Here is a 22,969-nt window from a genome sequence, read left to right as displayed (position 1 = left end):
TTATACTATGCGACCAGTGTTGAATGATTTCCAGAGTGAAAGCCGGAAAATCTTTCCAGATGTGCAGCTACCCTGTTTTCCTGTTGAAACCAGTTTTCCGCTTCCTCAGATGATTCTGTTCCCGGCTGTCTGACAGGGCATCGACATCCGCAACAAACCGTTAACAAACACAGTCGCAATACCATGACACTCACCAGACTCGAAACACCTCCAGCAGAGAAGACATGCCAACTCGTTACGCTGGGCTGTAAAGTAAATCAGTATGAGACCCAACTCGTAAAAGAGGCGCTGGAGAAGAACGGTTATCGCGAAGCAGGCGAGAACGAAACGGCCGACCTGTGTGTCGTTAATACCTGCACCGTCACCGCGACGGGCGACTCGAAGGGACGCAAGCTGATTCGTCAGCTATCAAAAAATAATCCCGGCACCAAGATTCTTGTGATGGGTTGCTATGCCACCCGGGATCCGAAGACTATTTCCGAATTGCCGGGTGTATTTGAAGTCGTTACGGATAAACGCGAGCTTCCCGATATCCTGGAACGTCACGGGATTGTCGACATGCCGACAGGCATCTCCGAGTTCGAAGGTCGCAAGCGGGCTTATGTGAAGGTACAGGATGGTTGTATCCTGCGGTGTACGTATTGCATCATTCCCCAGGTACGTCCGGGACTGCAGAGTCGTTCCCCGGAGGATATCGAAGAGGAAGTCCGGCGGCTGGTCGGAAACGGTTTCAAGGAAATCGTGCTGACAGGAATTCACGTCGGTCACTTTGGTGTAGATACCACGCGAGGCAAATCGGGTAAGGCTCCTTTCCGACTCTGGCATCTGTTTCGTAAGCTGGACCAGATTCCCGGAGACTGGCGGATGCGGCTCTCGAGTGTTGAGGCTGCTGAAATCCACGACGATTTTATTTCTGCAGCCGCTGACTGTGAACACCTCTGTCCTCAGTTTCATCCTTCACTGCAGAGTGGTTCCGATACCGTTCTGAGACGGATGAAACGCCGCTACTACGTGAGTCGGTTTCTGGAAAAACTGCAGATGATGCGGGAACGACTGAATCATCCTTCCTTTACGACTGATGTGATTGTCGGCTTTCCCGGTGAAACCGATGAAGAATTTGCAGAAACACTGCGTGCCTGTGAAGACGCTGAGTTCATGAAGATTCACGTCTTCCCTTTCAGTGCCCGCAAGGGAACACCTGCTGCCACCTATGAGGATCAGGTTCCTGCCGAAGTGCGGCAGGAACGTTGCCAGCAACTCGCGGAACTGGAACGGGATTTAGCACAAAAATTTTATCGCACGCTCATTGATCAGGAACTGGAAGTTCTGGTAGAACGTGAATGCGAAGAGCGTCCCGGCTGGGTGCGAGGTACCGATCGCTGGTATGCCCCTGTGGTTTGCCCGGGCTCCAGTGCGGATCTTGGTAAGTTTGTGATCGCCCGTGGTACTCAGGATCACCGTGAGTACCTCGAAGCTGAGCGCATCTGATTCATTGTGACAGTCAGAGCTTTGTTGCTGCAGTCATATTGGCTGGTAATATCCCTGTCCGATCCGATTAAAAAGAAAGAAGTTGAGTGGCCGTATTAATTGCGATTGAAGGCATTGATGGTTCGGGAAAAGGGACTCAGGCCGCACGTCTGCATGAAAAGTGTCAGGCAGAGGGCATCAACTCGAGTCTGATTGGTTTTCCACGATACTCTGAGACCCTGTTCGGGAAATCGATTGGCGATTTTCTGAACGGCCGCTTCGGAGCATTAGATGCAGTCCATCCTTTCCTGGCATCGTTGCTGTATGCTGGTGACCGTTTTGAATCACGCGGGTTTATCCAGAAGACGATAGAGGACAGCGAGGTAGTCATTTTTGATCGCTACATTCCCTCCAATATTGCCCACCAGGGGGCCAAGCTCTCCGGGGATGAGCGCATCGAATTTATTTACTGGATTGAGCAGATTGAATACGTGATCTACCAGATGCCTCGTCTGGATCAGGCAATCCTGCTGGATCTGCCTGCCGATTATGCACAGAAAATGGTGGCAGAAAAGCAGGCGCGGTCCTATACCGATCAGATCACTGATCTGCATGAGTCGGATCAATCCTATCTGGCCCAGGTCCGAGATGTTTATCTGCAACTCGCAGAAGCGAACGAGCATTGGGACAAAATTGAATGTCTGCACGAAGGCCAGCAGCGTTCCATTGACGACATTGGCACTGAAATCTGGTCGCATCTGACACGTCTGCTGGCACGGTAATGCCTGCTTAAGCGGTTTGTTCAGCGCCTGCATGAACAGCAGCGTTGATTGATTCAATCTTAATCAAAGCTGAACTTAAAATACTCTTGACCCTTTCCTGACTCTGCCTGTCTAATATCAGTATTCTTTGATCTTTGGAAGGGAGATGGGAATTGTGAAGCGCGACCTGAGCCAACTCACCTTGCGGGAGATGTTTTCCAATACGGAACGTCTGACAGCAGAACTCGCAGATCATCTGGAGCTGGGGTTCCTCCCGAAAAATCAGCAATTAATCCGTATGGTTCGTGTGCTACCGGAAGGCGTGGAAAAACGTCGGGTAGAAGATATCAGTGTGCGTAATCAGGCTGCTGATTTGCTGAAGAGCGACCAGTTTACCCAGGAGCTGTTCACAAAACTGGATGAATACCTGGAAGCCATCGAAAATTCGATTGAAGGGATTATCGACGGGAGCTGAAACACTTCAGTTGACGGGCGCGGTGAGAGGCGAGAACTCCTCAACCAGTTTGCGGGCACTTAGTAAACCATCAACGGCGGCTGAGACGATGCCCCCTGCATAGCCGGCCCCTTCTCCTACGGGATAGAGCCCTTTGAATCCTGGTGCCTGACAGGTGTCGCGATCGCGGTCAATGCGAACGGGCGAACTGCCGCGCATCTCGGGGCCAACCAGCACCGCATTTTTCAGAAACAGACCGCGCCATTTTTTATCCATCACAGGCAGTCCGTTCTCAATCTGGTTAAGTACCAGCGGAGGCAGCACCTGATGCAGGTCGGTGGGGACAACGCCGCGACGATAGGTACCCGCGTATTCAAAGCTGGCATCAGTCTGTTTGTGATTGAGAAAATCTTCAGCGCGCTGAATCGGACAGTAGTAGTTTTGCTGTCCAATCTGATAAGCGGCCGCTTCATACTTTCGCTGCAATTCGACGCCCGCCAGGGGATGTTCGCTACCGAATTCTTCCGGATAAATCGTGGTCATGATCCCACTGTTGGCAAACCCGGTGTCATGCCGTGAATTGCTCATGCCGTTGGTGCAGAACATACCCGGTTCCGAAACACTGGGCATCACAATTCCCCCGGCGCACATGCAGAAGGTATACAGATCACGTTTGCCTTTCGTGATCATGGTATAGTCGGCCGCGCCCAGGAGAGACAGATATTCGTCTCGACCGTACTTGTGCTCATTGACCTGTTCCTGCGGCTGTTCGATGCGCAGGCCCAGTTGAAACGCTTTACGGAACAGGGGAACGCCCAGATCATAGAGCATCTGGTATGTGTCGCGGGCACTGTGGCCGATGCCGAGAATGACCTGTCCGGTTTTGATGTACCCGGAAGAGGTCATGATGCCCTGCACCTGACCATCCTTGACGTCAATGTCTTCCAACCGACATTCAAAACGGAACTCGCCTCCCAGGGCGTCGATCTTGCGGCGGAAGTTTCGACAGATCATGGGAAGCTTGTTGCTGCCCAGGTGGGGGCGATGTTCGTAGACAATTGAGGGCCGCGCACCACACTCGACAAATCGCTCCAGAACCCATTGCACGTCTGGTCCAGTCAAACGGCAGGTCAGCTTGCCATCACTGAAACAGCCCGCGCCTCCTTCACCGAAGAGGTAGTTGTTTTCGTGATGGAAGTCGGCTCCCTTATCGAATCGTCTGATTTCGGGGACGCGCTCTTTCACGGGAAACCCGCGTTCAATGATCAGCGGTCGATATCCCTTACACGCCAGATAGTAACCTGCCAGGAGTCCTGCCGGACCTGAGCCGACGACGACAGGCCGCTCTTCCAGGGGAGTCGATCCATTCTCCGGGTCGAAAAAAGTGCTTTCGGTAAATGACTGGACGGAAAGATCTTCGCGGAGGTGTTTCAGCAGGCTTGCTTCGTCGGCGACATTGACCTCAGCAGAATACACAAAGCACAGGTCATGGCGCGAGCGGGCATCCAGACTCTTTCTCAGAATCCGAAAACTCTGCAGGTCATCGTCGCCGACTCCGAGTTTCAGAGCCAGCTCGTGAGCCAGTTCTTCCTCGGGAATCTCGACGGGGAGACGAATGTTGGTAACTTTGAGTGACATAGATCAATAACCGAAATCGAATGGGCGCGTTATGCGACTTGAGATCGCCCGACTTAAGATCGCCCGGAGCAATTCGACATGTTATACCGCTGGGGTGAGCGAATGCAATTTTGTCACTTTGAAACCGGCAGAAAAGGGCAAAAAACTTTGCCCAGCTTCTCATTATACCTGGTTCAGGCAGCTTTCTTCAGGGGCGTGGATTCGTCTGCCAGGGAGACCTTTTCTGTTTGCACCAGCTTAGACTTGCGCTCGAGATCATCCATTTTTTCCTGCACGAGTTCTGTATAGTATTTCAGTTCCTCGCGGGACAGGTTTTCCGGGATGTAGATCGGGTGTCCGATCATGTAGTAGACTGTACTGAATGGTTTAGGGATCAGGATATTGGTCCAGCTGCCCTTTAATTCCCAGTACCGGGAAGCTGTGAATGCTGTGGGAACCACTGGTCGTCCGGAATGGGATGCCAGGAAAACGATCCCTGCTTTCATTTTATGATGCGGGCCGCGGGGGCCGTCGGGGGTGATGACGATATGGTTTCCTTCTGCCTCTGTGAGTAACTTCTTGATAGCAGAGGCACCACCCCGTGAAGTCGATCCTCTAATGACACCCATCCCTGCCGCTTTGAGCATGGCTTTGATCGTATCTGCATCCCGATGCTGGCTGATTAAGGCGACCGACTGATGACCACGGGCTCCAAAAAGAGGTGGAATGACTGAATCGTGCCAGACGCTGTACAGGAAACGTTCCGACCCCGTATCAGCAAAGGGACAGCGTTCCAGGCTGTCGTCAACAAAATCCAAACGCGTCGTTTTAAAAATCAGACGTAACATTAGGACGACCAGATTATTAACGAGACTCAATAGAGCCGGACTCTTGATTTTCAATCGATTTCTCCTGCAGGATCTTGACCAGGCGGGTAGTGGCTGAGCGAATTGTAATGATGTTCGCATCTGCGCAAATCCCAATTTCTGCAGGAGGCGTGATTTCAGAATAGCTGGTAGCTACTTTGTGCAGTTTGCCTGTTTTAAACGAATTTCGCGTCGGACAGGAACTCAAGCGTCAGGATCGAGGGGGATTCCGAGTGCTTCGATGCGTCGGTACAGTTTTGCCCTGGTCAAACCGAGCAAGCGGGCAGCATCCGTACGGTTGTGTTTTGTCTGCTCGAGTGCCTGTTGGATCTGATCTTTCTCTACTTCCTGCAGAGTCTGTTCCAGCGGTTTGATGAGAGGAGGCAGGGCCGGTCCCAGCGAGCGGGCATCCATCCCCGTCAACAGGCGCAGGGGAAGTGAGTCCCGGGTGATCAGGGTTTCCGGCGTCGACTGAAAGGCTGACTGAATTACCTGTGCCAGTTCGTCCAGGTTGGCAGGCCAGAAGTAGTCGTGGAACAGTGAAAGTACTCCCGGTGCAAATCCACTGACCTGTTTCTGCTGGTAGCGATTTTCATTTTCCAGAAAATGCTGCGCCAGCAGATCGAGATCTTCTCTCCGTTCCCGGAGGGCAGGTACTTGAATCTGCAATGTGCTGATCAGAAAGAAAAACTCGGGGAGCAGTTGTTCCTGTTCGAAAAGTTCATTCAGGGGAGTGGAACAGGCTGTCATCAGGCGGACTGTCTGAGCCTGGGATTTCGTCTGAAAGTTCTCAAGGATAATTTCCTGGATATCGCGCGAGAGATAATTGACTTCATCCAGGAAAAGCACCCCCGGTTCGAGGGGCATGGATTCATCCAGATCCTTTTCGAAGACTTTCTTAACGGTCTGTTTCAGTTCGCGGGGAGGCAGCTTTTTGCAGTTTAAGGGAACAAAGATTTTACGGCGCTGCTCACTTTCGAAGTGCAGGGCACGGGCCAGATGTTCTTTACCGGTTCCGACTTCTCCCTGGAAATGAACGGGCTCTCTGGTATGGGAAGCGAGTTCGAGTTGTCGCAGCACGCGCTGCATTGCGGGATTTCTGGCTATGACTGTGGAAAAGCGAAAGCGATTTCGGAGCGACAGGCGCAGCGCGGCCAGTTCAGCATGCAGCTGTTGGGAGGCGGTTGCAGAACGGAGTTTGTGAGGTTCATCGATAGGATCGATCGTGCCCAGAACCAGGCGAGTTCGGTTCTGATCATCCAGCAGCGGAGTGTAGCGAATCACGCAGGGAATGGTTTTACCACTGCGGGTCAGCAGGTAGCGGGGTACTTCACTTCGCGTCCCTTCAAACACTTCGGGAGGGGGACAGAGCAGATTGCAGACGGACTCACACTCTTCTGGATCTGTATCGACTGCATAATCACAGGTCTGTCCCAGTATTTCTTCTGCTGGCCACTCAATAATGCGCTCACAGCCCTGATTGAAGAACAGGATGACCCGAGTCGCGTCGATTAGAAACAGAGGAGTCTGGAGCGCGTTCAGGCGAGTCTCCAGACGTGTGCGGCGTCCCGAACTGCGGTTCATGCTGTCCGCCTCCTCTGTAACCTTCGAGTTTATAAATCAGGCCCTTAACGCTGTACGCGTCCCGATCCACCGCCGCGCATTAAGGCTTCAATTTCCGATCGTGTCGAATAATTAAAATCACCTTGAATGCTGTGTTTCAGGCAACTCGCGGCGACTGCATAGCGAATGGCGGTTTCCGGTGCAGACAGTTCCGGTGTGTTCAACGCAAAGATCAGTGCACCCGCGAATGAGTCGCCGGCTCCGACGCGATCGACAATATTTCGGATCTCATAGCTGGAATAATTTCCCTCTGTATCACAGGGAGCAAACTCAGCCCGCTGTTGACTTTGATCGTAGAGCATGGCTCCCCAGTTATTGTGGCTGGCAGAGATACTTTCCCGCAGAGTAATCGCGACCTGTTTGACATTGGGGTATTGAGTCGTGATCTCTTTCGCAACGGCAATATAACCTTCGATGTTGAGTGAGCCGGATTCCACATCGGTTTCCGGAGCCCTGATCCCCAGCGAGAGATCTGCGTCTTCTTCATTCGCGATGATCACATCAATCAAGGGAGCCAGCGACTGCATAGTGGTCCTGGCCAGTTCAGCCGGGGCCACACCTGGTTTCCAGTTCCAGAGTTTTTTGCGAAAGTTGAGATCACAGGAGACGGTGATGTTCCGTTTGCGGGCTTCCTGTAAGGCTCTTTCAGTGAGACGAGCCGCTGATTCACTGATGGCGGGTGTAATTCCAGTGATATGAAACCAGGTTGCTCCTTCAAAGACCCGGTCCCAGTCAAATGTTTCTTCTGTAGCCTGGGCAATGGAGCTGAATTCACGATCATAGGTGACAGTGCCTCCACGCTGGTTGGCTCCCGTTTCCACAAAGTAGATCCCGAACCGCCCTTGAGACGTCCGGTGGATCAGGCTGGAATCGACGCCCAGTTTCTGCATCTCCTGTACGAGGGCATCCGTAATTGGATTGTCCGGGGAGGTGGTGGCAAAAGCAGATGTCCCTCCCTGGAAAGCGACGGAGATGGCGACATTCAGTTCACCGCCACCAAAGGTTGATTCCAGAAGGCCGGGGATGGACTGCCTGACCCGCAAATGATTTTGAGGCGCCAACCTCAACATGACCTCACCTAAAGTAACGACTCGCACGGCACACCTTTGCGTTGATTTGTAATATTCTGACGGGGAAAAATACACGTCGTTCAGCTTACCCTGCCTGATCAAATCATTCCAGCTTGGCATAAGAAACGAAGTGTGTCTGCGGCGAATCGATTATCGGGAGCATCTGAGGCGAATCCCTGAAATGACTTCTGAGGACGAAAGATGATTCTTGATTTATTCTTGAAAATATGCCATGGTGTGCCAAACAGTTGTCACACCCCTGATTTAGAATCATTTCATGAATCAGACTTGAACAATACACAGAATACAGGTGGCGGCAGTTTCGTCTAGCCCGTTCAGGGACAGAGATGGAGATGGACGGGGTTGCCTGCATGGAACTGCCGCCCCGCTGTTTTTGTACAAGTTTGTCCTATCTTTGAAGCGTCAAAACATCTGGACAAAAATCCCATTGCATCCGCGACTCCTGATTCATAAGGAGGCTTTCGCCTGATCTGGGCAATTATTTGATCTCAGCTGCATCGTTCGTTTTGACATGCTCACCGGGCAAAAATAGATTGCTCCTTTAAATCAGATGTTGAACCCTGGAAAGCGAGCAAATGGAGCCAAAGGAAACGGAAGTGGTCTGCCCGGACTGCGACCAGAAAATTGAATTCAAATATGGAATGAACGAATCGGGCAGACTGACATCAATGGAATTTCAGTCCCGGCGTCTGGGTTGTTCTGTCGAGTGTCCTCACTGTGGACATGTCTTTGTCTACAAAGTTGACTCGGACAACAATTAAACAGACATCTTTAATTAAACAGACATCTTTATCGTCTGTTATCCCCCCTGAATATTCAGCATTACCTTCACGCTGAAGATTAAAGACCCAATGAGACAACAATAGCAGGCGATGAGCATGCCACGATGTGACCGCTGTCTGTGCCTCGTCAGCGGCTGCGCCAGACAGACCTGGATCAGTAACCTGATACAGACAAAGGCAGACAACGCGGAAGAGATGGCAACAACGACCGCCAGTCCCAGATAGCCGACATGCAGAGTGGCCATTGTGCCTGTCATAGAGGGCTGATGGATTTCGAGCAGCAAGATCAAGGTCTGCCATTTCAGTCGGAACACCGCCAGCGCAGGAAATCCGGCCAGGGTTAGCAGCAGCAGTACCGCAGCGATACCGGCCAGACGCTGATCGGCAAACAGCCCCCTCAATTGTTCTGGCGTGCGAATCTTTGTGCCCTGCTGTGCGAGTGCATCAATCAGAAATGCCAGACCTGCCAGAGTGAGATAAGAGAACAAGAGCTCTGGTGCATATTCCTGGATCGCCTGCAGAATCGAGCCTGACTCCGGATTCTCTGAAGCATGTCTCCACCTCCAGCAGACAGCAGACAACAGAGCCAGAAAGACGCCTGTGGTCTGGATGAGAAGCAGGTCGAATAAACCTCGCAATTGTTTTTCGACGAGCAGGAGCCCGGAAGAGACGATCAGTGTGATCAGGGCACAATAGTAAAAAATCTGTTCCAGCAAAGCAGACTCAACAACGCCGATTTGTGAACCGATCAAGATCAGAAAACTGAGGCCCGCGGTGAGGGGGATCAGTAAGGTTGTGGTGGAAATCCAGCAGGGAATTTCGGCTCTGAGTTCCTGTTGTCGAAAGTGAATCGGAATCGCTCCCATGCGGAAGACACAGCCGAGTAACGTCAACAGAATTCCCAGTGCTGGCAGTGAGTGATTGCCTGACGCGCCCGTTCTGGGAGAGATTGTATTCAGGTAGCTATGGATGTCTGTGAGTCGCGTGGAGTCAACCACTGCGATCAACAGGAGGATGCCCGAGAGCAGTATCAGCGTTAAAGGCAACGATGATTTCAGCATCAACTGTGCAGCCAGAGGGCGGTTGAGCTGAGGTATTTGCGCGAGCGTCAAACCGCTGTTGCACAGCAGAATGAGCTCAAACCCAAGTGCTAAAAAAAGAAGATCATTGAGCATGCGGACTGAGATCAATCATGTGGAGTACTTCCATCGGCGGCGGGCATTGTGAGCAGAACTTTTCCAGAAGTCCCCTGACGTTCGGCTTCCCCAACGGCTTCTACGATTTGATCCAGAGGATAGCGGGCACTGATTTCGGTGGACAGGACTCCCTGTCGGATCAATCCGGTCAATTTTGAGACAAGCCTGATCTTAGCGGGGAGCGAAAGACGCTCCATATGTCGTGCGAGCCAGAATCCTTCGATACTGGCTCCCGTACGAATCAGGTCACGCGAGAAGAAGTTTAACGGCGCGTCGTCCAGTGAGCCGAAGACAATCAGTCGGGAACGTTCACCCAGAACTTTGACCAGGGCTGAAGCGGTTTTGCCTCCCACTGGATCAATGGCATAACGGAGATTCTGTTTCCCGGTCAGTTTTCTGATCTGGTCTATTAGAATCCGCTCATCATCGTGTGCCGAATTAAACACAATGACATGTTGCGCTCCCAGTGCTTTTAATTCCGCAGCCTGTTCCTGGCGACGAACCACGTTGAGTGTTTTGAATCCTTCGAGCTGTCCGAGTCGAATGATCATTCTGCCGACTGCGGATGCGGCTGCCGTCTGGATCAGCCACTCTCCTGCAGGAATCTTGAGTACCTGTTTGACCAGGACATAGGCGGTGGCCGGATTGACAAAAAAAGTCGCCGCCTGGTCTACAGTCAGTTTCCCGGAGACAGGAATCACGAACTGGCTAGAAACGGCCACCTTGTCCGCCCAGTTTCCTGTCTGGCGATTCAGGACAACGACCCGCTTGCCTTTGAGGATACTTCCCCGTAAGCCACCGCCGCTGGCCTCTACGATGCCGACTCCTTCAAAGCCCGGCACAGCGGGCAGGGCAGGGCGCGTGGAATAGCCGCCTCTGATGTTGAGCAGGTCAGAGGGATTGACGGGACTGGCCAGCATGCGGACCAGTACTTCTCCCGCTCGGGCAACCGGTTCTTCCGACTCACAGACTTTCAGGACGTCAGCCGGTTCTCCAAATTGCTCAAAGCGAATCACGCGCATGGACTGTTCTTTCACTATCAGAAAATATCACTGCAGAGAAAGTTTAACAGGTCAAACTCAATCCGATCAAGCAGTGTCGCAGCGCGCGATCGGAAATCGGTCCGAACAAAAACAATCCTTGTCACGGACAGTGTGACAAGGATTGCTGCGGATCTTCAAAATTGAATCAACCTGAATGACAGCTGATGCAGAATGATTAGTTCTGACGGGTTGCGTTGAATTTAGAAACCCCTGAAGCCGACTGTGTAGGCTGTGCGGCGGGTTTCTGTGCGGTACCCTGTGGTTCTGGCGTGCTGGAACGCTTCCAGTTGTCAGTTGACCAGTGAGGATAGTACTGCACGACGCTGCTGCCCAGGTCGCTCAGAATTTCATGGAATTTTTTGGTGGTCATGTGCTGGTTGGGGATTACCCGCTGCAGAACAAACCGACGGTTGCTGGAGATGTAAGCAAAGAATTTGCCGTTGCCCATGCGGTCGTTGTCAGACAGCAGACGCAACATGGCGGTCCGGGGAACATCGGCAGCACTGCGGGGCAGCGGATCCAGCCAGGCCATGACCCAGACCCATTCGCCATTTTCACTCAGAACAGCAGACATGGAGAGTTCCCATTCTTCTTTGTTCTGATTGGCTTTGAACTGAAAGTCGTAGCGTTTCTTGGTTTTGGTAACTTGCAGACCCATGGCTTTCAGCAGGTTGCCCAGCTGATCTTCTGAGATCTGGCCGGGGAGCTTTTCTCCGCTGGCTTTTTCATCGGGTGCACTAGAGGCAGCAGGTTGCTGCGCGTGAGCACCCACACCCAGAATTGCCATGGCCGATAACACAGCCAGAAAACAGCCCACGACGATCCATCCGCGTAACGTGATTTTCATTTTGAAGACACTCCTTTGTCACTTCATTGCTCTTGTGTTTACGCTTGTCTACCTGCGTTCCATCTGCAGGCTGACCGGCGACTGTCTGGCGTTGCCTGAGACAGTCAGGGATGATTTCGTCATCCCTGGGTCGGAAGCATGGCTCTCAGCGGCAGATTCTGCCGAATTGAGTTAATTTAGATCAAATAGGCCTTTGAGGCAGATCTGTGACCATGTTTCGAACTGATCTAACTCTTGTAACAGTTTTTCCGGTGAGTCAAACCCTGTCTCTATAATCGACTCTTCACGGGGTAGAACTTTGGGCAACTCCAGGTCAAAAATGTGAACTATTCCCAAGTGGACCTTTCCGACCTCGGTTTCGTCGTCATTAATCAGTCCGACACAGTGTTCCGTGAAGGCGGTATCCATGGAGACTTCTTCGTCCAGTTCCCGCTGCATCCCCTCGCGGTAGGTGGAACCGGCTTTGGCGTCGTCTTCGAGTGAAATATGACCGCCGATGCCAATCGACCGCTTGCTGTGCAGACGCGATTCTCCCCCTTTGGAGCCACGGGTATAGTAGAAGATCTTCCCTTCGTGCCGGAAAATGCAGTAGGGAATCAGCTGTTTGAAGCTGGGATCTTCCTCAACCGTGTCGCGGGGGCGAAAGCTGATGTAATTCGGGTCGAAGAGGGTTTTCATATACGGTTCGACCTGATCGTTGAATCCCTGAAAATGACCGACCTCGTGGAAAAGGAGTGTGGGGACGACCATGACGTGTTCCACTTGTTGTTCGGTATCTGACATCGCTGATCCTTCTATGCTATGTGAACAGGTTGACGTTGATTGAAAATTCGATGCGTCAGGAAGCTGAGCGCCCCAGCAGTTCGCAGACTTTGTCGCCAATTTCCGGTGAGCGCATGAGTGTTTCGCCTACCAGAATGCCTCGCACGCCGGCCTCCTGCAGTCGCAGGACGTCGTCGCGGTTCCGAATGCCACTCTCACTGATCAGCAGGCAGTCTTCCGGCAGACGGGGGCTGAGTTCAATGGAGTGATCCAGGCTGGTGACGAATGTTTTCAGGTTGCGGTTGTTGATCCCCAGCATGGGTGGGTTGAGTTTCAGGACCCGATCGAGGTTATCGGGCTCATAGATTTCGACCAGAGCCTGCATACCCAGTTCCAGAGCATAGCCATACAGATCATGCAGCTGTGTATCATCCAGGCACTCGGCGATCAAGAGGACGCAATCCGCGCCTGCGACGCGCGCTTCCAGGATCTGGTAGCGATCGATGATGAACTCTTTTCGCATGACGGGAATCGTGACGGCAGCACGAACCGCCTTGAGGTAATCGAGGTGCCCCTGGAAATAGTTCTCGTCGGTCAAGACACTCAGACAGGCTGCTCCGAACCGTTCATAGGTCTGTGCAATTTCAACCGGATGAAAATCATCCCGAATGATTCCGGCAGAGGGAGAGGCTTTTTTTACCTCAGCGATCATTCCCACAGAGCCGTGGTTTCGGAGGGATGCGACAAAATCACGTATGGGAGGGGCCGTCGACAGCTGATCGACCAGCGCTGCAGCGGGCACGCGAATTTTAGCCTGGCTGACTTCGCCCTGTTTGTGTTGAATGATTTCTTCGAGAATGTTACTCACGGATTTATCTGGCTACCTATGGTTGCAGGGGCACTGATTGTCGATTCTGTCTCCGTAGCATAACTCCCCGGACGCGGAAGTACCACAGAGTCGAGGAAAGCGATCATGATTCCACTTGTAATTCCGATCGGGGATCACCACGATGGTCTCATAACTCCCCTGATGTCATTGAATTCCAGCGAACCAGGAGCTCCCCGTTGGTTCCCATCGTGTTACAATTTTTACTCTTGCTGCTGACCCTGGTGAGCATCCGTTATTGGTTTCTCATTATTAAAGCGCAAAGTCTGACGCCGGTGTTCGAGTTGAATCCCGAGCGGACCACATCCGAGTTGTCGCCACCTGTTCTGCTGGCGTTGCTCTGGATTTGCTATCAGGTGGTTGCATCGCTGAACCCACCACCGCCTGCGCCGCTGGAGCTGAACCAGATCATCCAGTCCTGTTTGATTTTACTCGCACTGACGGGAATCCTGCTGCTGATTCTGACGATGGTCAGTTGGAAGTCGTTGGGGCAACTCGGATTTCGGCTGGATCAGATCCCCACGCAGCTGCGGGACGGTGCACTTGGGTTTCTGCTGGCCCCGCTGCCCGTGATTCTGCTGCTGGTGGCCACACATCCTTTCCGTTCGGAGGAAACACTGCACCCACTGTTACAGTTATTGCGGTCCGCTCCGGGTGTGGTCACGATTGGCTGGGTTTTTCTGTCAGCGATCGTGGTGGCCCCCCTGTTTGAAGAACTCCTCTATCGTGTACTGTTACAGAGCTGGCTGGAGGGCTTTCTGAGTCCGTTGCGGGCGATCATCGTCAGCTCACTGATTTTCAGCCTGGTGCATGGGTTTCCGGACTCGATTCCTCTGTTTCCGCTCGCGTTTCTGCTGGGGGTACTCTATTACTACCGACGAAGTTACATTGCCAATGTGTTTATGCATGCGCTGTTTAATGCGATTAATTTCGCCCTTGCTCTGGCCGGTGATGAGCTGCCAGGTTAAGGAGTTTTGAGCCTAATTGGGGGCAGTTATGTGGACAGGTGTTTTGGGGTTCACCTGATTGAGGAAATTCGCTAAGCTCCCCGCCTCTCTCTCAAACCTCCCTTCCCTTTCGGAGATCTCCGAAATGAAAACCCCACTACTCCGTTCCGGAGCCTGTTTCTGTCTATGCGCGTGTCTTTGTCTCTCCTGTGCGACCATGAAATCCAAAATGGATCTGGTTTACACAGGCAAAGTGACCGGTGCGCTCTCACAACAGCTGGTAGACTCGTATGCAGAGTCTCTCAAAGATCCGGTTGCGGCCCGGCAGACCGATGAATACACCAACTGGAAAGTTCTGTATGCGACGAACCGGTCCCAGGAACGGAATCCAGAGGGAAAGATCGGCTACGCCAATGAATTTGACCGGAGTCTGCAGTATGGATCCAGTGAGGTGCAGATTTCACGTAAGAATCACAGCGATCTGAAATCAAAAGTGATCCAGACCATCTGGCAGGGATCGCCGGCACCGGATGGACAGGTTGAGATCAACAGTCTCTCCGCGGTCCCCGAGGTGAACTTCTTTGAGGAATTGAACACGCTGATTGCTAAGTCTCCTCAGAAAGATGTGCTGTTGTTCGTACACGGGTTTAATGTCAATTTCCCAAGCGCGGTGCAGCGGGCGGCACAAATTGCTAATGAACTGCCCTTTAATGGAGCAGTGGTCTGTTACAGCTGGCCTTCGCAGGGTGGCGTCGAGAAGTATCTGCTGGATGGTCAGGTTGCCCAGGCCAGTGTAGAGCCGATGGCACAGTTCCTGGAAACAATGGTTAAATCAGTCCCCCAGGGAACAAAAATCAATATTGTAGTGCACAGCATGGGGAACCGTGTTGTGATGCGGGCCATGAATCGCCTGCCCGATAATTTTGCGGAAACCAAGCCCTTCCAGAATGTAGTGCTGGCGGCACCCGATGTGGGCGTGAGCGAATTCCGAAAGCTGGCACCCGCGATTATTGAACAGTCTGGGCGTGTCACCCTCTATTCCGGGTCGGGGGATGTGGCGCTGGTGGCTTCAGAAGCAGTCAATCAGGAACGCAGGGCAGGTGACTCCCGAGAGCCTTTAATTATGAAAGGCGTCGAGACCATTGATGTGTCCGCGGTCGACACCAGTTTCATGAGCCATTCTTATTATGGCAGTAATCGGGCCGTCTTGAGCGATCTGTTTGCTGTGTTGAAGCAGAACAGTTCCGCAACCCAGCGCAAATGGCTGGTCTCCAGGGAATTCCAGGGGCACCAGTACTGGGCATTTGACAAAGAGCCGCCGGAAATCAAAAAAGTCAGATCTGCCAGTCTGTGACGGAATTGGGTTCGGGTATAATCAGGTATGTCAGCTTGATGACCAGTTGTGAAAGCAATGTAGAGACAAAGCCTGTCGAGTGCCGGAGCCTGTATCATGAAAGACAGTACCAGTCGCTTCTCTGATCGCGTTGATAATTATGTTAAATACCGACCGAGTTACCCCGAAGCGGTTCTGGACTGCTTGAAGACACACTGCGGTCTTACGTCCGAATCTCTGATTGCCGACATCGGATCCGGTACAGGGATTTCCTCTCAACTTTTCCTGGAGCACCATAATACCGTTTATGGTGTGGAGCCGAATGCCGAGATGCGGTCGGCGGCGGAACGACTGCTCGGGACTTATCAGAACTTTCACAGTATTAATGGAACGGCAGAAGAGACCAGTCTGCCGACAGGAAAGTTTGACATTGTCGTCGCAGGTCAGGCCTTTCACTGGTTTGATCAGTCGCGCGCCAGGCAGGAGTTCCAGCGGATTCTGAAGCCGGGAGGCTGGGGAGCTCTGATCTGGAATGAACGCAGAACTGATACAACGCCCTTTCTGCGGGCTTACGAAGCTTTGCTGCTCGAGTATGCCACCGATTACCAGGATGTGAATCACACCCGGATTACGGACGATGATTTCGCCCACTTTTTTGCTCCGGACTCATTCAGCAAATTTACATTTCAGAATGAACAGATTTTCGATCTGCCTGCGTTGACGGGGCGAGTGCTTTCATCGTCTTACTGTCCCAATCAGGGAGATGCCGGGTACGACGAAATGCTGCATCAGCTGAATGTAATCTTCGAAGATCATCAGACAGCGGGCAGGGTGCGGTTTGAATACGATACTAATGTGTATCTGGGGCAGTTTGCCTGATCGGGAAAATAAACGCCGATGGGAGTGTTGCGCGGCGCATAAAGAAAGCCCTTAAGAAGGCGGTGAATTGTGGACGGGATATCGTAGATTATACACTTCACAGAAACTGATGAGCTTGCTGGGTCAGAACTCGCAAATCAGGGGGACCTTCTGGATAATGTCCGTCCAGACCAGATTCCTTCTTAAGGGCCAGGCTGGGTTCAGAAAGCTGAAGGCAAAACCGGGTTCAGAAGAACCAGAAACTCCGTTTCACGGTTGCCGAACAACTTTCTGAATAATCTTTATTGCAGATGACATGCCAAAAGTACGCTGTATTAGAGGAATATCGAAAATACCGTCAAAAAAGTACGAAAACTGGAGTGAATTCTTGGATGGCGCTTCATTTTTGTCTATTTTGAGTGGGATGAGGGATTGTAAAACCTCTATTTTATCAGGTTTCGACACCCAGACTTGAAATTTCGGCGCCGAAATGCTCTATTGTTGTCAGCAGATTTCATTCAGCGCCGAACATTTCGGCGCTAAAAACTGGTTCGACACATGTATCGACATTGATGTCTGACCGGCGCACCCTTGTTGGAAATCGCTCAAAATGAAAAAGCATGGATTCAAAGAACGCGCGATTCTCTTCACCGGCGGTATTCTGGCTGTCGTTTATAGTGTGATCGTATTAGGCTTCGTTACAACCAGCCCAGACCTGCGTCTGCGGGCGATGCTGGATAGCGTCCAGTCTGAGACAGGGGAAGAGGGACCTGACGGGATCGAAATCAAGGCGACTCCCAGCATCAAGAAGGAAGGGGCCTTTTCGCCTCCGAAACCGGGTGACATTCTCACGAAGATCGGCGAGTATCCGATTCGGACGTTCCTCGACTTCTCTCAGGTTCTCAGCAAGCTGCGCGACATGAAGCTCCCCCCCGGCGGTCATCTTCGTCCGCAGGCCGATCCCACGGAACATGATGTGCCCTATATGGTGGAGATGGAGGGCAACCGGTTTATCAATGTCGAGTTTTATAGCCGGACTGATAACGCCGATGGTCCACCGACCTATACACTGAAGTCGGCATGGGTTCAGATTCAGGCGATTCCGTCGGGTGATGTCGCGATTTCATTGCTCTGGTTTTCGCTGGAACTAATCATTCTGGCGATCGGGGCTTTTGCCTACTGGATGCGACCCTTCGACCGGACTACACGAATCTTCTTTGTGATGGGGATCATCACCCTCGTCGCTTTTATCGGTGGTTATAACTGGTGGATTATCGCCGGTGCCCTGGCGCTGAATATTCCGTTTGTCCTGGCGGCCGTTCTGGTACCTGCGATAACGCTCCACTTCTTTATTACGTATCCACGATCGATCCCCTGGTTGTCCCAATATCCCATTGGTCTGCTGCGTGCCATTTATTCTGTGCCCGTCGCGACCTGCACCCTGATCCTGGCCTGTCTGATTTATCTGCGTCTGACTTCACACATCAGCGATGGTTCCGTGGAACTGGCCAATCAGGATTATTCCCCGCTCGTGTTTCAGGTGGTTTCGGTCCTGCGCTGGGCTGTTTACAGTTATATCAGTGTGGCTGGTATCTATTATCTGATGACACTGGGCGCGCTGCTCAATAATTACTTCAAAAGCCAGAACCCTTATGAGCGGAATCAACTGAAGTGGATTGCCTTAGCAGGTTTGATTTCGATTATTCCCGTGGGGTACTCACTTTATCTGGCGGAATTTAACCGGACCCAGTTCGCCTTGGGGGGGGCTGGGATCCCGATGTTCCTGGCCAGTGTCTCCTTCATGGCTGCATTCGTTGTGGGCATCATTCGCTACCGGTTGATGCTGATCGATCAGATCATCAGCCGCGGGATGCTGTTCTACGTCGTCAGTGCGGGCATCTCGATTCTGTATGCGACCGTGATTTCACTGGGGTCGCTTTATGGTACGCAGCTGAATCGTACGCCGAGCACCAATCAGGCGATCTCCGTCTTTCTGGTAATGCTGTTTGCGATCTCACTGTTGCTCTGGTCGCGTGATCGTGTGCAGCGGCTCATCGACCGGCGTTTCTTCCGTCAGAAATACCAGCTCGATAAAGCGCTGAAGCGCATGAATCGCGCCGTCGGTCGCCTGGGGGATCAGCGTTCGATTGCCGACCGCATGCTCACCTCCTGCCGCGAAGTGCTCCAGGTTAAAAGTGCAGCCATCTACCTGTTGAATCCAGAGCATACACAGTTCGATCTGTTAACCGGGTTTCACATTGAAAATTCTCCTTCGACGGTTCCCTGTAATGCGGAACTGCTGGAAGTTCTTGAAGGAGAGCTTGCCTTCCAGCGGGTCGCGACAGGTCTGTTGAAAGAGGCATCCCCCGCTCAGCAACTGCTGCGGCTGTTAGGCTTCGACTTCATTTACAATCTTGAGTTGGATGGAGAGTTTGCCGGTTTCGTGGCCCTGGGACAGCGAACTGCCGGCAGTGCCTATTCTGCGGAGGACTTGACGTTCCTGAACGCCATGGGGCAGATCACCAGCATCGCCCTGCACAGTACCAAGATTCATCAGGACCTCAGGCGTCTCAATGAAGAGATGCGGATCAAGGTAGAAAAGATCGACGATCAACGACGGCTGGTCTCTGTGTTGCAGTCGGAATTAACCAGTTCGCAGGAAATTGCCGAGCGGAGTGAACCGCATGCTGTGCAGCGAGGGTTGATCAAGGGGAACAGCCCGGCGATCCGGCAGGTGATGGAGACCGTGCGTAAGGTCGCCAATTCGGAATCAACGGTTCTGATTCGTGGCGAGAGCGGTACAGGGAAAGAACTCCTGGCGCAGGCGGTTCATGAAAACAGTTCGCGTCACGAGAAGCCGCTGGTGCGGGTGAACTGTGCGGCTTTGTCTCCCAGTCTGCTGGAAAGTGAACTGTTCGGCCATGTAAAAGGCGCATTTACCGGCGCACATGAAGACCGTGTCGGCCGATTTGAAATGGCGAATGGGGGGACTCTGTTCCTCGATGAAATCGGAGATATTTCACTCGATACCCAGGTCAAGCTGCTGCGGGTTCTGCAGGAGCGTGCCTTCGAACGGGTGGGGGGATCGGAAACACTGCACGTGGATGTGCGGCTGATTACCGCGACGCACCAGAACCTCGAACAGCGAATTGCCGAGGGACTGTTCCGTGAGGATTTATACTATCGTCTGAATGTGATCAGCATCACTCTGCCTCCGCTTCGCGAACGACGGGATGACATTTTCGAACTGGCATTCTACTTCCTGAAACGCACCGCACATCGTCTGGGAAAACGCATTTCACATATCGACACCGATGCCATCGAAGCGCTGGAGCGTGCTGACTGGCCGGGTAATATCAGACAGCTGGAGAACGTAATTGAGCGCGCGGTCGTGCTGGCAGAAGAAGAAGTCATCACTTTGAAAGATCTGCCTGCAGATCTCGTCAGTGGGAACAGACGGATGCCGGTGCGGGTTATCGAAACCAAACAGGTCCGGACTGAGCCATCGAGACGTATCCCGTTATCTGATGTGGAGGTGATTTCTTTCCCGGGCACAGAGAGCCAGGCGGATCGTCAGCTTTCCGAGCCGGAACAACTCAAGCAGGCGCTGGCGGAATGTGATGGCAATAAAGCCCAGGCTGCCCGCATGCTGGGTATGCCCCGCAGCACGTATTACAGTAAGTTGAAAAAATACGGTATTGGCTGATTCCGGTCCCGCTTGCGTTGCATTCTTCTCTCAAAAAACAGTTGTTGCACTTTCACGCGTCAATGAAAGGTCGGGGCTTCCGCGAAGATCTCTTCGAAGATCATCCCCCGTTGGAAGGGGCCGTTTTGATAATCGATTTTCACCCCTTCTCGCTCATTAAACTGTCCGGAAGGGAAACAGTACATTACATCTTCGAGCATGAATTTCGCACAGGGTTCGTTGTCGCCCCGCTTCATCAGTGACAGTCCGATTTCGTCTTCCTCTTTAAAGACCAAAATGGCGCCGATGGCCAGATGGCCTGCGCTGAGCAGGTGATCTCTGAGAACGTGGTGCGCTGTCGCTGAGATTTTGATAGGTGGTGTTTCAATCAGCCAGTCGATCTCATCATCACGGATCTCTCGATCGCCTCCCAGTGCAGGCTGAAACTCAGGGGGGCTGACCTCCGTCTGCCAGATCGTTTTCCAGATTTCCTCTTTGATTTGCCCCCGGATGCCAGGTCCCAGATACCCGATCATTTTCTTCGACCAGAACATGAGTGGCAAGGGGAGCGCGAGGCCGTTGTTGGGCGGGTCTACCAGTAGAGGCAGCAGACGTGATGTCAGTCGACCCTCTGGCAGAGACTCGCGGAAGAGCATGACCGAAGTCAGGTAAACTTCATGGCCATCGGTGACCTGGTAGGGAACCGGGTAGGAAAAACTGTCCTTCCGCTCGTCGGTAATCCGATTCGCCAGGGCATCCAGGGCGGCATCACCCGTCTGCGTTCCTTTTAATGCGAAGATGCGGTTGGAAATTTCCAGCAGGTGGTTCGGGTTGTCCCCAAAGTAGTCTTCCGGAGAGTAAATATAGGAAGCAGGCAGGTTATGCTGGCCCCATTCAAAGATCATGGAATTCGCCTGGACCAGACTCCCCCAGACGGGTTTGCCTTGCTTGAGCAGATTTTCGTAGGCCTCTTTCGCAGTATCCGACAGAAAGGATTCTGCCGTCTTGAACACGCGGGGGTCAGGCTTTTCAGCGACCATCATCCTGCTCAACCGCCACCAGTACAGCAGTCTGGCACTTTGCTTTAGAAATCTGGATGGTTCGATTTCAAACACACTCAGTTCTCCCGCTTCAATCTGGGGTGCGCTTCGATTGGAATCAATTCAACATACCGCACAGCAGGCTTGTTATCAACAGTTCAGTAGTATTTGTCTGGATTCCAATTGCTGCCGAGATGGGCAAATTCATAACCAGTCATTTTTTATGTATTTGCATAACAGACAGTTCCGGAACCCCAAAAAAAGAAACTTAAATAATCGGGAGCCGATTTTATCTGCTCTATACAGCAGTTAAGATGAAGACTTGCGTCTGATTGACAGCCTCAAAAACGACTTTGTACTGACTCGCCCGGAGGAAACTCACCCGTGACTTTTGCTGATTTAATCTCTCGTCGAAGCCTGCTGATCCTGCTGGCAACACTCCCTCTGTTTTCCCTTTCCGCACTGGAAGCTGGTGAGAATGATTCAAAACAGAAAACCATTTTCATGCGATCCGGCTGGCAGACGGTCAACATCGGGGACATTGGACATACGCCGGGTACTCTGCGTTACCTGGAAGAGTATCTGCCTGACGTGAAAGTCAATCTTTGGTTGCATCGGACCACCGATGAAGTCACCGCGATGCTCAAACAGCGGTTTCCCAAGGTGAATATCGTGCAGGGGAAAATGAATGCACGCGGTAAAGCCAATAATCCTGAGATGCAGAAAGCCTTCGATGAGAGCGACCTGTTTCTCTACAACTCCGGTATGCACTTCAACCAGTTCTGGCCACCGCCGATTTACATCATTGAAGCCTGCACGGCGACCAATAAACCGCTGGTGCTGTATGGACAGTCTTTCGACGGCTTCGCACCGGAAGATGAAGCTAAGATGAGCGAACTGCTCTCCCGGGCGGCTGCCATTTACACCCGCGACGTGGAATCGTTTTATTACCTGCGGAAGATCGGCGTGACTTCACCTTCCCTCGCCTTCGGTCCGGATGGCTGTTTTGGTATCGATGTTCGTGATGATAAAAAAGCGAATGCCTGGCTCAAAGCTCACGATTTGAAACCGAAAGAATTTATCACCGTCACACTCCGCAGCAATACGCCTAAGCTGAAAGCGACAAAGGGGACCGTGATGAACCCCACCCAGCCGACAAAGGAAGACATCGCACAGAACGAACTCTGGACGAAAAAGCTGCGGGCGGTCATCACCGACTGGGTTCGCACGACGAAGAAAAAAGTGCTGCTGGCGCCTGAAGTGGATAAGGAAATTATCCATGCTCAGAAGATGATTCTCGATCAGCTTCCCGAAGATGTGAAGCCTTACGTGGTCAATCGCGACCCCTTCTGGAACGTAGATGAAGCCGCTTCCGTGTATGCCCAGGCGATCGCCGTTGTCTCTATGGAGCCGCATTCCTGTATCATCGCATTGTCGATGGGAACGCCGGTCATGCATCTGGCGAGTGCCCGCCACGGTCTCAAACGCTGGATGTTCCGCGATATTGGTTTGTCGGAATGGCTGTTCGATATCGACAATGAACCCGCTTCACAGATTACCCGGGCCCTGTTGAAAATCGATGCCAAGCCGGCGCTGTCCCAGTCCAAGGTGGACCGGGCCATGCACACAGTGAATACACGATCGAAGGAAATGATGGGGGAGATCAAAGAGATCCTGGATCAGCAATAGATCACCTGGATCCCTTTGAGAC

The 22,969-nt window shown here is 52.3% G+C and carries 18 protein-coding genes; 8 read left to right on the top strand and 10 right to left on the bottom strand.

Annotated elements, in window-relative coordinates:
- The first annotated feature begins 183 nt into the window (after window positions 1-183).
- From mtaB to HG66A1_RS29365, 3 genes are all read left to right on the top strand, one after another.
- The gene (mtaB, locus tag HG66A1_RS29375; RefSeq protein ID WP_145192752.1) at window positions 184-1,488 is read left to right on the top strand and encodes a tRNA (N(6)-L-threonylcarbamoyladenosine(37)-C(2))-methylthiotransferase MtaB; all 1,305 of its coding nucleotides are present in this window, start codon (window positions 184-186) and stop codon (window positions 1,486-1,488) included.
- 86 nt (window positions 1,489-1,574) lie between these two features.
- Window positions 1,575-2,249 (top strand): thymidylate kinase, encoded by a 675-nt coding sequence (locus tag HG66A1_RS29370; protein WP_145192750.1) that lies wholly within the window; start codon window positions 1,575-1,577, stop codon window positions 2,247-2,249.
- Between the two features lie 154 nt (window positions 2,250-2,403).
- Window positions 2,404-2,703 (top strand): hypothetical protein, encoded by a 300-nt coding sequence (locus HG66A1_RS29365; protein ID WP_145192748.1) that lies wholly within the window; start codon window positions 2,404-2,406, stop codon window positions 2,701-2,703.
- 6 nt (window positions 2,704-2,709) lie between these two features.
- On the opposite strand, the gene HG66A1_RS29360 is transcribed toward HG66A1_RS29365, so the two are convergent.
- From HG66A1_RS29360 to trpC, 9 genes are all read right to left on the bottom strand, one after another.
- A complete protein-coding gene (locus tag HG66A1_RS29360; protein ID WP_145192746.1) occupies window positions 2,710-4,320 on the bottom strand; it encodes an NAD(P)/FAD-dependent oxidoreductase in 1,611 nt (536 codons plus the stop codon).
- Between the two features lie 173 nt (window positions 4,321-4,493).
- Complete coding sequence (locus HG66A1_RS29355) at window positions 4,494-5,147, bottom strand: lysophospholipid acyltransferase family protein (RefSeq protein ID WP_197996861.1); 654 nt, start codon at window positions 5,145-5,147, stop codon at window positions 4,494-4,496.
- Between the two features lie 222 nt (window positions 5,148-5,369).
- On the bottom strand, window positions 5,370-6,749 hold the full coding sequence (locus HG66A1_RS29350) for a sigma 54-interacting transcriptional regulator (RefSeq protein ID WP_145192742.1): 1,380 nt from the start codon (window positions 6,747-6,749) through the stop codon (window positions 5,370-5,372).
- 44 nt (window positions 6,750-6,793) lie between these two features.
- Window positions 6,794-7,885 (bottom strand): sugar kinase, encoded by a 1,092-nt coding sequence (locus HG66A1_RS29345; protein WP_261344701.1) that lies wholly within the window; start codon window positions 7,883-7,885, stop codon window positions 6,794-6,796.
- A gap of 793 nt (window positions 7,886-8,678) precedes the next feature.
- Window positions 8,679-9,836 carry a proton-conducting transporter membrane subunit gene (locus HG66A1_RS29340; protein ID WP_145192738.1) on the bottom strand — a complete coding sequence of 386 codons (1,158 nt, stop codon included), beginning with the start codon at window positions 9,834-9,836 and terminating at the stop codon, window positions 8,679-8,681.
- 11 nt (window positions 9,837-9,847) lie between these two features.
- Window positions 9,848-10,879 (bottom strand): zinc-dependent alcohol dehydrogenase family protein, encoded by a 1,032-nt coding sequence (locus tag HG66A1_RS29335; protein ID WP_145192736.1) that lies wholly within the window; start codon window positions 10,877-10,879, stop codon window positions 9,848-9,850.
- Between the two features lie 196 nt (window positions 10,880-11,075).
- Window positions 11,076-11,747 carry a type III secretion system chaperone gene (locus tag HG66A1_RS29330; protein WP_145192734.1) on the bottom strand — a complete coding sequence of 224 codons (672 nt, stop codon included), beginning with the start codon at window positions 11,745-11,747 and terminating at the stop codon, window positions 11,076-11,078.
- Window positions 11,748-11,918: 171 nt separating this feature from the next.
- Complete coding sequence (locus HG66A1_RS29325; protein WP_145192732.1) at window positions 11,919-12,530, bottom strand: phosphoesterase; 612 nt, start codon at window positions 12,528-12,530, stop codon at window positions 11,919-11,921.
- A gap of 55 nt (window positions 12,531-12,585) precedes the next feature.
- A complete protein-coding gene (trpC, locus tag HG66A1_RS29320; protein ID WP_145192730.1) occupies window positions 12,586-13,377 on the bottom strand; it encodes an indole-3-glycerol phosphate synthase TrpC in 792 nt (263 codons plus the stop codon).
- A gap of 209 nt (window positions 13,378-13,586) precedes the next feature.
- On the opposite strand from trpC, the gene HG66A1_RS29315 reads away from it, so the two are divergent.
- The 4 genes from HG66A1_RS29315 (at window position 13,587) to HG66A1_RS29300 (ending at window position 20,239) form a co-directional block, all read left to right on the top strand.
- On the top strand, window positions 13,587-14,363 hold the full coding sequence (locus HG66A1_RS29315) for a CPBP family intramembrane glutamic endopeptidase (protein WP_145192728.1): 777 nt from the start codon (window positions 13,587-13,589) through the stop codon (window positions 14,361-14,363).
- Window positions 14,364-14,571: 208 nt separating this feature from the next.
- Window positions 14,572-15,696, top strand: a complete 1,125-nt coding sequence (locus HG66A1_RS29310) for an alpha/beta hydrolase (protein WP_197996860.1) — start codon at window positions 14,572-14,574, stop codon at window positions 15,694-15,696.
- A 96-nt stretch (window positions 15,697-15,792) separates the two neighbouring features.
- The gene (locus tag HG66A1_RS29305; RefSeq protein WP_145192724.1) at window positions 15,793-16,554 is read left to right on the top strand and encodes a class I SAM-dependent methyltransferase; all 762 of its coding nucleotides are present in this window, start codon (window positions 15,793-15,795) and stop codon (window positions 16,552-16,554) included.
- Between the two features lie 589 nt (window positions 16,555-17,143).
- Window positions 17,144-20,239: a sigma 54-interacting transcriptional regulator gene (locus tag HG66A1_RS29300; protein WP_145192722.1), complete on the top strand. Its 3,096-nt coding sequence runs from the start codon at window positions 17,144-17,146 to the stop codon at window positions 20,237-20,239.
- Window positions 20,240-20,298: 59 nt separating this feature from the next.
- Here the strand turns inward: HG66A1_RS29300 and HG66A1_RS29295 are convergent, their stop codons facing one another.
- Complete coding sequence (locus HG66A1_RS29295) at window positions 20,299-21,333, bottom strand: hypothetical protein (protein ID WP_145192721.1); 1,035 nt, start codon at window positions 21,331-21,333, stop codon at window positions 20,299-20,301.
- 309 nt (window positions 21,334-21,642) lie between these two features.
- On the opposite strand from HG66A1_RS29295, the gene HG66A1_RS29290 reads away from it, so the two are divergent.
- Window positions 21,643-22,947, top strand: coding sequence for a polysaccharide pyruvyl transferase family protein (locus HG66A1_RS29290; RefSeq protein ID WP_145192719.1), 1,305 nt, complete (start codon window positions 21,643-21,645; stop codon window positions 22,945-22,947).
- The last annotated feature ends 22 nt before the right edge of the window (window positions 22,948-22,969 follow it).

It is taken from the genome of Gimesia chilikensis (assembly GCF_007744075.1).
Classification (GTDB): Bacteria; Planctomycetota; Planctomycetia; order Planctomycetales; family Planctomycetaceae; genus Gimesia; species Gimesia chilikensis_A.
The sequence above is the reverse complement of the archived record's forward strand: the minus strand, read 5'-3'. Positions and strand labels throughout refer to the sequence as shown.

What these genes read in the sequence shown, in the direction of transcription:
- mtaB (WP_145192752.1), top strand. Translation starts at nt 184, where the DNA reads ATGACACTCACCAGACTCGAAACACCTCCAGCAGAGAAGACATGCCAA.
- HG66A1_RS29360 (WP_145192746.1), bottom strand. Translation starts at nt 4,320, where the DNA reads ATGTCACTCAAAGTTACCAACATTCGTCTCCCCGTCGAGATTCCCGAG.
- HG66A1_RS29355 (WP_197996861.1), bottom strand. Translation starts at nt 5,147, where the DNA reads ATGTTACGTCTGATTTTTAAAACGACGCGTTTGGATTTTGTTGACGAC.
- HG66A1_RS29350 (WP_145192742.1), bottom strand. Translation starts at nt 6,749, where the DNA reads ATGAACCGCAGTTCGGGACGCCGCACACGTCTGGAGACTCGCCTGAAC.
- HG66A1_RS29340 (WP_145192738.1), bottom strand. Translation starts at nt 9,836, where the DNA reads ATGCTCAATGATCTTCTTTTTTTAGCACTTGGGTTTGAGCTCATTCTG.
- HG66A1_RS29335 (WP_145192736.1), bottom strand. Translation starts at nt 10,879, where the DNA reads ATGCGCGTGATTCGCTTTGAGCAATTTGGAGAACCGGCTGACGTCCTG.
- HG66A1_RS29330 (WP_145192734.1), bottom strand. Translation starts at nt 11,747, where the DNA reads ATGAAAATCACGTTACGCGGATGGATCGTCGTGGGCTGTTTTCTGGCT.
- HG66A1_RS29325 (WP_145192732.1), bottom strand. Translation starts at nt 12,530, where the DNA reads ATGTCAGATACCGAACAACAAGTGGAACACGTCATGGTCGTCCCCACA.
- HG66A1_RS29310 (WP_197996860.1), top strand. Translation starts at nt 14,572, where the DNA reads ATGGATCTGGTTTACACAGGCAAAGTGACCGGTGCGCTCTCACAACAG.
- HG66A1_RS29305 (WP_145192724.1), top strand. Translation starts at nt 15,793, where the DNA reads ATGAAAGACAGTACCAGTCGCTTCTCTGATCGCGTTGATAATTATGTT.
- HG66A1_RS29300 (WP_145192722.1), top strand. Translation starts at nt 17,144, where the DNA reads ATGAAAAAGCATGGATTCAAAGAACGCGCGATTCTCTTCACCGGCGGT.